Genomic DNA, 11,898 nt, shown 5'->3' with positions numbered 1-11,898 from the left:
CTGGTTGCCCCCGGCACAGGCGCCAAAGCCAAACTCACCCCAGCCGAGCGAGTCCTGGTCACCGTGCTCCACCTGCGCAAGATCGCCCCCATGGACCTCCTCGCCCAGCTCTTCGGCGTCACCGCCCCAACCATCAGCCGCGCGGGCCAGGAAGTCCGCCCCCTCCTGGAAGCACACGACCATCCCATCAGCGCCTCCACCGCTCGCTTTCACACACCATCCGACATCGCCGCGTTCCTGAACCACAGCAAGATCAAGAAAGCATGTTAATGATCTGCACGCCCTAACTGATCGTTTCAGAATGAGTTGAGTTGCTGCTCTTGCGCTTGGTGATCTTGGTCGGCAGGGTGTTGCGGGTGCGTGCTGATCTTGTTCCAGACGACCTGTGGGAGCGTGTGGCTCCGCTGCTGCCTCCTGTTCCCGAGCGGCGCCACCGCTACCCCGGGCGACTGCGCGTTTCGGACCGAGTGGCCCTCGCAGGCATTCTTTACGTGCTGCGGACCGGTGTCGCATGGCGTGACGTTCCCGCTGAGACCGTGGGCTGCTCCGGGGTGACGGCCTGGCGCCGGCTGCGGGACTGGACCGAAGCCGGCGTCTGGCCCCGCCTGCACGCCGCCCTGCTGACCGAGCTGCGCCGCGCTGACCTTCTGGACCTGGACGACTGCGCCGTGGACGGTTCACACATCCGGGCCCTCAAAGGGGGGACCACGTCGGCTCCTCGCCAGTCGACCGTGCCCGTCCAGGATCCAAGCACCACCTGATCGTCGACCGCCACGGAACGCCGCTCGTTGTCACGCTCACCGGCGGCAACCGCCACGACGTCACCCAGCTCCTGCCGCTACTCGACGCGGTTCCACCGATCCGGGGGCGGCGGGGACGCCCCCGCCGCAAGCCCCGGCGCCTGTACGCCGACCGCGGCTACGACTACGACAAATACCGCCGCCTGATGTGGAAGCGCGGCATAAAGCCGCTGATCGCCCGACGCGGCGTCCCGCACGGTTCCGGGCTGGGCAAGGTGCGTTGGGTGGTCGAGCGCGCCTTGTGCGCCACGTGGCGCTCTGTTTGTATCCCCGGTTCAGCCGGGAGGAACTTGGAAGGAGGTTCCTGGGCCTGATGACTTACCTGGATCCGAAAGGTGAAGGGGACAACAGCATGTCAGAAAAACAGCGGTCGGGTTCAGTTGTCTGGGACGGTGCGCTGGGAGGCCCGCGCGATATGGCGAAAGCTGGATTGCTTGAAGCCCAATCTCCAGGAGATGCAAGTTCCCATCCGCCGGAAAGACAACTGAAACCGGCGTCGTGCTCTGCACCGGTCTCGAAGGTGGAACGATCCATGGGGGTTGAACTCCTGGCGCGCAAACCCGGGCGAAGAATCGCGCCGACTGCCGCCGGTCGCTCCCTTGAACGCGCCATCCGTGAGCTATTCGTCGCCACCGCGACATACCAGGACGCGGCTGAGCAGGTCGCCGCTTCGGAGGTCGCCGAGGCCCGCATAGGCACATTCCCGACTGCCATGACATTTCTACTGCCTGGCGTCCTGAGAGATCTGGCCGACACAGAACCGGGCATCAACGTCCACATCGTTGAGATGGAGACCCCCCGTGGTCTGCCCATGCTCAAGAACGGGGACATCGACCTGCTCCTCGCCTACCGGTATCTCCCGGAGGACCCGCCTGGTAGAGACGATGGGTGGACTGTCAGGCTCCTCGGCCGGGAGCCTCTTTACGTGGTCAGCAACGGCGCCCCGGCCAGCCGCACGCTCGAAGAGTGTCTGCATCACAACTGGGTCGGCGGATTCCCCGCGAACGCGGACACGCGCATGGTGTATCGCATGACACACCCGCTGGGGATGGCACCGCACATGCCCTTCGAGACCGAAGACAGCCATGCCGCAGTCGCCTTGATCGAAGCGGGCCTGGCCATCGGTCTACTGCCGGCGATGACCGTCCAGGCGTCTATCGATGAAGGCCGCATCTTCCGTGTCCAGCTCCCCCCTTCGGTAGGCCAACCGTCACGGGAAATCCTCGCCATCACCCGGGCCAACTACCGGCCGGCGATCGTAGACCGCCTGGTGTCTCGACTGCAGGGGGCCCTGCGGGCGGTCAGCAACCACTCTGACAGCCAGGCATGATTGCCAGTTCAGGCCGGTACGGGACGAGAGGGCCGTCGAGGTACAGCTGCAGGATGCGTGGGCTGAACTGGTCGGTGCCCGTCGTGCGGATGCCCAGCAGCTGGCGGCTGAGCTGGATGAGTGAACCGCCGACTTGCATAGGGGTAGCGGGACGCGGTCGGGTTGGCCGCTCGTCGCGTGCCGTAGGACACCCGTCCGGGTGACGATCTTCTCCCGGGTCTTGTAGTGGCGTCCGCCGGCCGCGGCGGTGAGCTAGCTTGTTCAGGTCCTCTGCGGCCTTGGCCAGGCGTTTGTCCCGGGCGACTTGCTGGCCGGCGGCGTTCGCGGTGGAGTGGACCAGGATCCGTCGCATGGTGAGCGGAGGATCGCTCTTACGGGGCCCGGTTAGGGTGTGGGTGTCCTCCAGCACGGTAGGTCTCGCGCGGCGCGGCGGGTTTGCCCGCCACCCGGTCCGGCGTCCAGTCCACGACGGTGGCCTGCGCGAGATCGAGAGCGGCATAGACCTCGTCCTCCTGCGCGGCCAGGGCCGGGGCGATGAAGTGAACCCCGGCCGCCAGCAGGGCACAGACGTTGGCGTAGGACACCAGTTTGGAGTCGGCGACCATCAGGAAGCCGCGCTCACCGGCCAGGGCCCGCAGGTCCTTCATCGCGCCGACAACATGGCCGACCTCGGCCGCACCACCGCCGAAGACCCGGGCATGGAGCGGGATGCCGCCGTCGGCCGACACCGCGAGCCCGGCCTGGACCTGCTTCAGATCGAACGCCGATCCTTGGGACGCCCGTAGCCGATGACGGGGAAGTCCTCGTCCTGCCCCTCAACCGGGAAGGCCCCGTGCACGGACATGCTGGTCATGTCCCAGTGCATCCGGGCCACATCGATCCCGAAGTCACCGATCGCCCGCGCCCTGACCGTGCCCGCGAGGTTCTCCAGGTGCGGAGCGATCGCATCCAGCGCCCGGGCCAGACGATCACCGTTGAGCAGACCGGGTCCGATCCCGAAAACCTCCTCCACCGCCCAGCACCTGGCCCAGTCCTCCACCCGCACCAGCGGCGCGGGCGAGGTCAGCCGGTTGGCCACCAACGCCTCGATCACCTGCCCGTGCATCACCAGCGCACTCGCGCCACCCGGACACACCCCGTCGACGATTCCGGCGACATCCAGCCGGCGCAGAAACTCGGCAGCGACAGGCAGAGCGCCCAGACGCTTCTCCACCACGGACGTCACCGCCACTTCAAGGCGGTGTTCGACGAGGCTGAGCGCACGTCCCCAGGCCACCGCTTGATCGCGCCCGAGTAGGTCCTTCAGAGGGTGGGGTCGTCGAACTGGTCGAGGAGGACGTCGGTCGGCGTACCACCCGTAGCGGCAGCCTCGCCGTCGTGGAGCGGCTGTTCGGTCCAGATGACCTTGCCACCCGGTGTGTACCGAGTCCCCCACCGCCGTGCGAACTGCGCCACCAGGAACAGCCCGCGCCCGCCCTCGTCCGTGGGCGCCGCCCGTCGCAGATGCGGGGAGGTGCTGCTGCCGTCCGACACCTCGCAGATCAGGCTGCGGTCGTGCAGCAGCCGCACCTTGATCGGCGGCGCCCCGTACCGGATCGCATTGGTGATCAACTCACTGAGGATCAGCTCCGTGGCGAACCCGATCTCCTCCAGCCCCCAATCCCTCAGTCGCGCCCCGCACTGCGCGCGTACCGGCGCCACCCCGGCCGGATCCGACGGCACCTCCCAGTCCGCCACCTTCGACGGCGCGAGCAGCCGGGCCCGGAACACCAACAGTGCGATGTCGTCGGACGGATGCGCGGGCAGCGTCGCGTCGATCACGGCCTGACACGTCTCCTCCGGAGTGCGCCCCGCCGCCCCCTCCAACGCCGCTTGCAGCACATCCAGCCCGATGTCGATGTCCTGGTCCCGGTCCTCCACCAGCCCGTCGGTGAACAGCACCAGTTGCGAGCCCTCGGGCAGGCGCAGCTCGAGGGTTTCGAAGGGGTGGCCGCCCAGGCCGAGTGGAGGGGAGGCAGGCACGTCCGGATACGTGACCGTCCCGTCCGGGCACGCCACTGCCGGGCCCGGGTGCCCGGCCCGCGCCATCGTGCACAGCCCCGTGACCGAGTCGTAGATCGCGTACAGGCACGTCGCTCCTGTCACCCCCACGCTCTCCCGGTCCTCCATGCCTTCCGCGGTGCTCTCCTCGCTGTCGATACGGCTGACCAGCTCGTCCAAGTGTCCGAGCAGTTCGTCGGGCGGCAGGTCCAGGGCGGAGAAGTTGTGCACGGCGGTGCGCAGCCGTCCCATGGTGGCCGCCGCGTGCAGCCCGTGGCCGACCACATCGCCGACCACCAGCGCCACCCGGGCGCCGGGAAGCGGGATGACGTCGAACCAGTCCCCGCCCACTCCAGCCTCCGCGGGCAGATACCGCCAGGCCACCTCCAGCGCGTCCTGCTCCGGTAGTGCCCGCGGCAGCAGGCTCCGCTGCAGCGTCACCGCCATGGTGTGCTCGCGCGTGAACCGCCGGGCGTTGTCGATGGCCACCGCCGCCCGCGCGGCCAGCTCTTCCGCGAAGGACAGGTCCTCTTCCTCGAAGGCGGGCGAATCCCCGGCCCGCCAGAAATTGACCATGCCCAGGACCACGCCCCGCGCCTGCAACGGCACGGTCACCAGCGAATGCAGCCCGTACTCCAGCATCCTCCGCGCCCGGTCCGGATCCTGCTCCCGCCAGCCCGTCGCCTGCCGCAGGTCCCGCTCCAGCACGGCCCGTCCGTGCTCCAGCGCCCGCATCGGCGGCGACGTCGGCACGAACGTGATCGTCTCGCCCAGCCGGTACAGCGGCAGCGTCTCCTGGTCGCCGCTGATCGCCGTGCGTCGCATCTGCCCCCAGGTCTCCCGCGCCGGTTCCTGCCCCCGCACCACCGCATCCAGCAGATCCACGACGGCGATGTCGGCGAACCGCGGCACCGCCACCTCCGCCAGCTCCTGCGCCGTGCGCACCACATCCAGCGTCGTCCCGATCCGGACTCCCGCGTCGTACAGCAGCTTCAGCCGTTCCCGCGCCACCTCCGCCCGTCCGGAGACCGCCGCCAGCTCGGTGGTGTCCCGCAGGGTCACCACACTGCCCGCCTGCCCGCCGTACGGGGCGGTGGATCGGATGTTCACGGCCAGCAGCCGGTCTCCTGCCAGGTGCACCGAGTCCGTGACCGCCTCACCCGACGCCAGCAGCTCGGCCATGCCCGCTTCCATGCCCAGTTCCCCGACCCGCCGCCGCTCGGTGTCCGTCGGTAGGTCCAGCAGCCGGCGCGCCTCGTCGTTGGCCAGCAGCACTCGTCCGCCCCCGCCGGTGATCAGCACCCCTTCCCGCACCGCGTGCAGCACCGCGTCGTGGTGCTCGTACATCCGGGTCATCTCCGCCGGGCCCAAGCCGTGCGTCTGCCGGCGCAATCGTCTCGACACCAGGGCCGTCCCGGTGGTGGACAGTGCGAGCGCGGCCGCGCCGGTGCCGAAGATGATCGGCAGCTGCTGTTCGAGGAGACCGGTCACGTTCTGGACCACGAGCCCGGCGGACACCAGGCCGACGACCGAGCCGTGGGCGTCAGTGACCGGGACCACCGCTTGAACAGCCGCTTCTTTGCCCGCGGGCACGGGCGGCCCGCCTGCCCGCTCAATGGTGATGCGGCCTTCCAACGACGGCTTGATGGTGCCGACGAATTTTTTCCCGATCTGCTTCGGGTCGGGGTGCGTATAGCGGATCCCGTCCCTGTTCATGACGACGACGAAGTCGACACCGGCCCGCTTCCGGGCCGCTTCGGCGCGCGGCTGCAGCGCTGCCGTCGGATCCCGGCTGTCCAGCGCCTGGACCGTGCCCGGGGCGTTCGCAAACGCCTCGGCTGCGGTCACCGACCGTTGCCGGGCCTCCCGCGTACTGTCACGCTCCGCCTGGAGCACCAGGGCCGTCACCGCGGCCGCGACCAGCAGCACCACGATCACGACCTGCAGAACGAACACCTGTCCGGCGGCGCTGCGCAGGTTCAGCAGGGAGCGCAGTCCCGACCCGGAGCCTGCGGTCGTTCTCGGGTGCCTCATGCCGCCTCCCCGGAAGCGCTGTCGCACAGGATGGCTCCTCTGACGCTCGTCGCGCTCGTCCTCACGTCGAATCCCCGACCCGCGTTCCGAGCCCGCAGACTTGTGCTGATCGCGGGGGAGGCCGGAGAACCGACGGCGTGGCGAATACCAGTCGGCCAAATGATCCCTTCATTGCGCAATTCATAACCATCTTTACACCTCAAGGTGAAACGCGGTGAATCGGCCGATACAACTCTGCCATCACGCGCGGTGTCGGTAGCTCCCGATCCCGGTCGACGTCGGCCTTGAGGCCCAGGTGATCGCACAGCATCACTCGGCTTGTCGACTCGAGGCTCCAGAGGAGAGCCGCGGCTATGAACCGGATCGGGACTCCGCATGTCGGACCTGAGCGTCCGCGCTTCCCAAGCACATCGACGCCGGCCGCGGGGCAGGTTGCCCATGCCGATAACCTCGTCCGCGCAGGTCACGCGGCACGTTCATACTCGTGGAGAATGCCGCCGAGGCGATCGCGGCGGCGTGTGTCGAGGCGGGCGATCTCGCCCGGATCGAATGATCGGCGTGGGCAATGGATGCAGCGGGCGGGCGTTCGCGATGCCCTGATGATGCCTATGGGAGTTGTAGAACCGCTCGAACTCCCGCAGGGCATGGAGCAGATGCCGCTGATTCCAGATCAACGTGCGGTCCAGCAGCTCGCGCCGGCAGGTCTGCACCCACCTCTCCATAAGCGAGTTCATTCTCGGCATCTGGACGCCAATGAGCACAATCTCAATCCCCGCATCCTTGAGGAACGCATCGAACAGGGCGGGGAACTTCCCGTCCCGGTCCCGGATCAGGAACCGCGCCCGGCAGCCCGCGTCCTCGAGGTCCATGACGAGAATCTTCGCGGCTTGCGCCCCAGCAGGAAGAAAGCTCTCCGCCGTCAGCTCCGCCCACGTTGCTGCGTGCATAGGTGCGGCGAGCGGGTGGCTGGAAGCGCAGACGAGGGCGAGCGGCGCGTGGGCGATCAGCATGGCGGTCACATCGGGGAAGTCGGCCTGTTCCTCAGCGCCACGTCAAGGCGTCCGGACCGCAACCCGTCGACGCACTCCGCGGTACCGGCCGCGTACAGATGGAGGTCCACATCGGGATGGCTTGTGCGCAGGGCGGCGATCACGCCGTGCAGCCTGGTCGAGGACTGGCCGAGGATCTGGCCTTTCTGGCACCGCATCGTCGCCGCCGGCGAGACGTACGCCTGGGACCGAGACACCTCCGAGGAGGCGGCCCGGTCCCTGTGGATGAATGCCGCCAAGCGCGTGTATGTCGCCGAGGACGCCGACGGAGCGGTGGTCGGCTCGGCCTACCTCACCCCGAACTATGGCGGTCCCGCCACCCGCATCGCCAACGCGGGCTTCATGGTCGACCCCGACCATGCGGGTCGCGGCATCGGCCGCGCCCTCGCCGAACATGTCCTGACCGAGGCCAAGGTCCAGGGCTACCGGGGCATGGTGTTCAACGCCGTCGTCGAGACCAACCCGGCCGTACCGCTGTGGACCTCCCTCGGCTTTACGATCCTGGCCACGGTGCCGCAGGCCTACGAACACCCCCGGCACGGGCTCGTCGGGCTGTACATCATGTACAAGGCGCTGTAACTCCTTCGGTCTCGACGACGGCGACACTCGTCCGCAGACAGGCGTCCCTGCGGAACCAGTTGTTCCTCACGTGTGCCGCAGCGAGCCCGCACGCACACCCCTTTCATGCGTGCGCGATGCGTGAGCGGACGGTCCGGTACGAGGTGTCATGAGCGGGATCGGCTGCGAAGCCGCGTGGCGCTGATCAGGTAAGACAGCACCACGCGGCAGCGTCAGGCACCGTCCGGCAAGGATTCGATCCCACTTGTAAAGCGAAGGTCGTCGGTTCGAGCCCGACAGTCGGCTCTGCGAGAACCGCAGGTTCACCCCAGGTGGCCTGCGGTTTCTTCATTTCCGGCCCCGGCGGACCCGGGGGCGGCCTGCGAGCCGCCTGGGGAGGTGTCGGGGAAATCGCCCCTTGGCTATCCTCGTGTCCAAGATGTACCGGTAAGGCTTCGGGCCGGCGCTCGCCCCCATCACGGATCGGAGCGCGGAGATGGCGGAACCGCATCGGCAGGCAGGTGCGACCCCTCACCACGCCCCGGACGCGGAGGAGTTCGCCCGGACGCCGCGCTCGCGCTCAACCAGATGGGCAGCTCCGACTGGGACCTCGACCGCGGGACCTTCCACCTCGACGAGGCCGGGCTGGCGGTGTTCGATCTCCGGGCGGACGAGTACGACGGCTACCCCATGTCCCTGTCGGTGCGCGTGCCGCCCGAGGAGGGCGCCCGGCTCGACGCCGCCGTCAGCGAGGCGCTGCGGGATGGGCTGCCGTCGTACGGGGCCTATTTCCGGCTGCGCTGCCGCGACGGGCAGCGCCGCTGGACGCACACCCAGGGCCGCATCCTGCGGGACGGGGACGGCGACCCGTACCGGATCATCGGCATCGTCCGGGACGCCACCGCCGAGCTGACGCACTCCGAGCTGCTGCGCACCCTGGAGGAGGAGCGGCGGCGCCAGACCCTCATGGTGCAGGGTGGCGGGCCTCCTGGACGAAGAGGGTGCCGAGGCCGCCCGCTGCGGCGGTGACCAGGACTACGTCCTCGGCGGTGGGGGCGGCGACTTCCACGATGCCCAGGGCAGTGCGGCCCGTACCGATCATGGCGACGGCCTGGTCCGCGGGCAGGCCGTCGGGGAGTGGGTGCAGCGAGGAGGCGTCCGCGACGGTCAGTTCCGCGTAGCCGGGGTGGGCCGGGGTCGCGCCGAGGTGGGCGACGACGCGCCGGCCGAGCCAGGTGTCGTCGACGCCGTCCCCGAGGGCCTCGACGGTACCGGCGACCTCGCGACCGGGGGTCGCGGGCGGCTCGGGGGGTGGCATGGGGCCGCGCTGGATGCCCTGCCGGAGGAGGGTGTCGACCATGTGGACACCGGCCGCAGCGACCGCGATCCGGACCTGGCCGGGCCCGGGGTGCGGGTCCTCGGCCTTCTCGTACAGCAGGTTCTCGGCCGGGCCGAAGGCGTACTGACGGATCGCGTGCATGGTGGGCTCCATGGGGTGCGTGGGTGCGTGGGTGCGCGCTGTGCCACAACTCAACGACCTCAAGCTGACTTGAGGTCAAGGCGTTGTCAGACCCGGGGTGCAGCATGGGAGGCGAGGCGAGGCGAGGCGGATACGGATACGAATACGGGTTTCCGAGGGCCTCGCCGGCGAAGGAGAAACGGCATGGCGCGCGGCACGGGCAAGGCACCGGTGATGCGGGCGGCGAGGCGGCCCGAGGTCGTCCTGCCGGAGCTGCGGCCGTACGGCGGGGAGGGGCTCACCAGAGTGCTTCCCGCGCCACCGTCCGCGCCGTGAGGGCCACCGCATCGTCGGTCACCAAGATCTCCTTGACCACCACGGGCACGTTCCGCGCCGCATGGTGCCCGAGGGTGTCGAGCACCGTCTCACTGCCGTCCGCCGCGGCTGACGCCGGGCGGTAGGCCGTCAGAGCGGTGGGCATGTTCCCCAACTGCGAGGCCCGGCAAGCCATTTGGCTAGCCAGGCATCGTCCATTGCACAGGCACGCCGAGCAGGGCCGGGAGCTCGCGCCCTCCCGGCCCTGTTCGTACGTGGTGTCAGCTCGCGGCTGCGAGCCCCAGCGCCACGTCGACGATCATGTCCTCCTGGCCGCCGACGAGGCCGCGCTTGCCGACCTCGACGAGGATGGTGCGGACGTCGATGCCGTAGCGCTCGGCCGCCGTCTCGGCATGGCGGAGGAAGGAGCCGTAGACCCCGGCGTAGCCGAGCGTGAGGGTCTCGCGGTCGACGCGGACCGGGCGGTCCTGCAGCGGGCGGACCAGGTCCTCGGCCGCGTCCTGCAGGGCGAAGAGGTCGCAGCCGTGCTCCCAGCCGTTGAGGTCGGCGACCGCGACGAACGGCTCGATGGGACAGTTGCCGGCGCCCGCGCCCTGGCCGGCGAGGGAGGCGTCGACGCGGGTCACGCCCTCCTCGACGGCGACCATGGAGTTGGCGACGGCGAGCGAGAGGTTCTCGTGGGCGTGGATGCCGATCTCGGTGGCCGGGTCGAGGACGTCCCGGTAAGCGCGCATCCGTTCGCGTACGCCGTCCATCATCAGGCGGCCGCCGGAGTCGGTGACGTAGACGCAGTGGGCGCCGTAGGACTCCATCAGCTTGGCCTGGGCGGCGAGCGTCCTGGCGTCGGCCATGTGGCTCATCATCAGGAAGCCGGAGACGTCCATGCCCAACTCGCGGGCGGTGGCGATGTGTTGGGCCGAGACGTCGGCCTCGGTGCAGTGTGTGGCGACCCGCACCGAGCGCACGCCGAGCGCGTAGGCCCGCTTGAGCTCCTCGATGGTGCCGATGCCGGGCAGGAGGAGGGTGGTGGGGCGGGCGGGGCGTTCCCCCTTGATCGTGGACACCCTGATCATTGGATCGTGATGATCCATAGGACAGGAGTTCCCGTTGGGGACGTCGAAGTACTCGTCTGAGTTCCGGGCCGATGCCGTCGCGCTGTATCACTCGAGCCCGGGTGGGACGTACGCGTCGGTGGCCAAGGACCTGGGCGTCAACCACGAGACGCTCCGCGCGTGGGTGCGGGATGCCGAGCAGGCCGCCCGGCCCGGGGCGGTGGAGGCCACCGCGATGGAGAAGGAGAACCGGCAGCTGCGGGCGCGGGTGAAGGAACTCGAGCTCGAGCGGGAGATCCTGCGGAGGGCCGCGAAGTATTTTGCGGCCGGGACCAGCTGGTGAGCAGCCGCTTCCAGTTCGTCGGGGATCACCGTGGGGCCTTCGGCGTCAAGCGGCTGTGCCGGATACTCGCGGTCTCGCGGTCCGGCTTCTACCGGTGGCTGGCCGGCGCATCCGCGCGGGCCGGCCGGGCGAGGGCGGATGCCGAGCTCGCTGAGCACATCAACCGGATCCATCAGGAATCGGACGGCACCTACGGAGTTCCGCGCGTCACCGCCGAGCTGAAGGACTCCGGCCGGCGGGTCAATCACCAGCGGGTCGAGCGCGTCATGCGCAAGTTCCGCATCGTCGGGCTGCACCTGCGCAAGAAGGTCCGCACCACCATTCCCGAGCCGTCGGCGACACCGGTGCCGGACCTGCTCCAGCGAGACTTTGCTGCCCAGGAACCGAACACCAAATACGTGGGAGACATCACCTATCTCCCGATCGGCAACGGTCAATTCCTTTATCTGGCAAGCGGTGTTGGACCTGTGTTCGAAACGCCTGACGGGCTGGTCGATCGCCGACCACATGCGGACCTCGCTGGTCACCGACGCGCTCAGGGCCGCAGCGAGAGCCCGCGGCGGGGACGGTCTGCGCGGGGCGATATTTCACAGCGACAACGGGGCGCAATATGTGTCGAAGGAGTTTGCCCAGGTCTGCTCGGAGCTGGGCGTGACCAGATCACGCGGCGCGGTCGGCACAAGTGCGGACAACGCCGCCGCGGAGAGTCTGAACGCGACCATGAAGCGCGAGACGCTGCAGGGCCGCAAGCGGTGGAACGGGGCCAGTGAGGCCCGCCTCGCGGTCTTCCGCTGGGCGACCCGCTACAACACCCGCCGACGGCACTCCCGCCTCGGCCAGATCAGCCCGATCACCTACGAACAGCGATCAACTACGCTGGCCACCGCCGCATGACAA

The 11,898-nt window shown here is 69.1% G+C and carries 9 protein-coding genes and 5 pseudogenes; 6 read left to right on the top strand and 8 right to left on the bottom strand.

Annotated elements, in window-relative coordinates; genetic code table 11:
- The 3 genes and pseudogenes from NQU54_RS42410 to NQU54_RS42400 all read left to right on the top strand — a co-directional run.
- Positions 1-270: helix-turn-helix domain-containing protein (locus NQU54_RS42410; RefSeq protein ID WP_257635652.1), on the top strand; the 270-nt coding region annotated here is incomplete at its 5' end.
- Between the two features lie 86 nt (positions 271-356).
- Positions 357-1,039: pseudogene (locus NQU54_RS42405) on the top strand (IS5 family transposase); the annotation flags it as partial.
- 74 nt (positions 1,040-1,113) lie between these two features.
- The gene (locus tag NQU54_RS42400) at positions 1,114-2,130 is read left to right on the top strand and encodes a LysR substrate-binding domain-containing protein (RefSeq protein ID WP_257635651.1); all 1,017 of its coding nucleotides are present in this window, start codon (positions 1,114-1,116) and stop codon (positions 2,128-2,130) included.
- A gap of 371 nt (positions 2,131-2,501) precedes the next feature.
- Here the strand turns inward: NQU54_RS42400 and NQU54_RS42395 are convergent, their stop codons facing one another.
- The 5 genes and pseudogenes from NQU54_RS42395 to NQU54_RS49565 all read right to left on the bottom strand — a co-directional run bounded on the left by NQU54_RS42395 (position 2,502) and on the right by NQU54_RS49565 (position 7,411).
- The gene (locus tag NQU54_RS42395) at positions 2,502-2,858 is read right to left on the bottom strand and encodes a hypothetical protein (protein ID WP_257635650.1); all 357 of its coding nucleotides are present in this window, start codon (positions 2,856-2,858) and stop codon (positions 2,502-2,504) included.
- Between the two features lie 23 nt (positions 2,859-2,881).
- Positions 2,882-3,406: a DUF4277 domain-containing protein gene (locus NQU54_RS42390; RefSeq protein ID WP_257635649.1), complete on the bottom strand. Its 525-nt coding sequence runs from the start codon at positions 3,404-3,406 to the stop codon at positions 2,882-2,884.
- A 26-nt stretch (positions 3,407-3,432) separates the two neighbouring features.
- Positions 3,433-6,204: a SpoIIE family protein phosphatase gene (locus tag NQU54_RS42385; protein WP_257635648.1), complete on the bottom strand. Its 2,772-nt coding sequence runs from the start codon at positions 6,202-6,204 to the stop codon at positions 3,433-3,435.
- Between the two features lie 463 nt (positions 6,205-6,667).
- Positions 6,668-7,097, bottom strand: a pseudogene (locus NQU54_RS42380) (integrase core domain-containing protein); the annotation flags it as partial.
- 122 nt (positions 7,098-7,219) lie between these two features.
- A complete protein-coding gene (locus tag NQU54_RS49565) occupies positions 7,220-7,411 on the bottom strand; it encodes a LysR substrate-binding domain-containing protein (protein WP_306279645.1) in 192 nt (63 codons plus the stop codon).
- Between NQU54_RS49565 and NQU54_RS42370 the strand changes: the two genes are divergently transcribed.
- Both NQU54_RS42370 and NQU54_RS42365 read left to right on the top strand, forming a co-directional pair.
- On the top strand, positions 7,338-7,832 hold the full coding sequence (locus tag NQU54_RS42370) for a GNAT family N-acetyltransferase (protein ID WP_257635647.1): 495 nt from the start codon (positions 7,338-7,340) through the stop codon (positions 7,830-7,832). The two genes, NQU54_RS49565 and NQU54_RS42370, sit on opposite strands and share 74 nt — an antisense overlap.
- A 552-nt stretch (positions 7,833-8,384) precedes the next feature.
- Positions 8,385-8,786 (top strand): annotated as a pseudogene (locus NQU54_RS42365) (PAS domain-containing protein); the annotation flags it as partial.
- A gap of 1 nt (position 8,787) precedes the next feature.
- Here the strand turns inward: NQU54_RS42365 and NQU54_RS42360 are convergent.
- The 3 genes and pseudogenes from NQU54_RS42360 to dmpG form a co-directional block, all read right to left on the bottom strand.
- Positions 8,788-9,291 (bottom strand): annotated as a pseudogene (locus tag NQU54_RS42360) (alcohol dehydrogenase catalytic domain-containing protein); the annotation flags it as partial.
- 277 nt (positions 9,292-9,568) lie between these two features.
- Positions 9,569-9,751, bottom strand: a complete 183-nt coding sequence (locus NQU54_RS42355) for a hypothetical protein (RefSeq protein WP_257635646.1) — start codon at positions 9,749-9,751, stop codon at positions 9,569-9,571.
- 115 nt (positions 9,752-9,866) lie between these two features.
- Positions 9,867-10,670 (bottom strand): 4-hydroxy-2-oxovalerate aldolase, encoded by an 804-nt coding sequence (gene dmpG, locus NQU54_RS42350; protein ID WP_257635645.1) that lies wholly within the window; start codon positions 10,668-10,670, stop codon positions 9,867-9,869.
- Positions 10,671-10,713: 43 nt separating this feature from the next.
- Here dmpG and NQU54_RS42345 point away from each other — a divergent pair.
- Positions 10,714-11,895, top strand: a pseudogene (locus NQU54_RS42345) (IS3 family transposase).
- Positions 11,896-11,898: the final 3 nt, after the last annotated feature.

Origin of the sequence: Streptomyces malaysiensis subsp. samsunensis, from assembly GCF_024519315.1 — a bacterium.
Lineage (GTDB): Bacteria > Actinomycetota > Actinomycetes > Streptomycetales > Streptomycetaceae > Streptomyces > Streptomyces malaysiensis.
The sequence above is the reverse complement of the archived record's forward strand: the minus strand, read 5'-3'. Positions and strand labels throughout refer to the sequence as shown.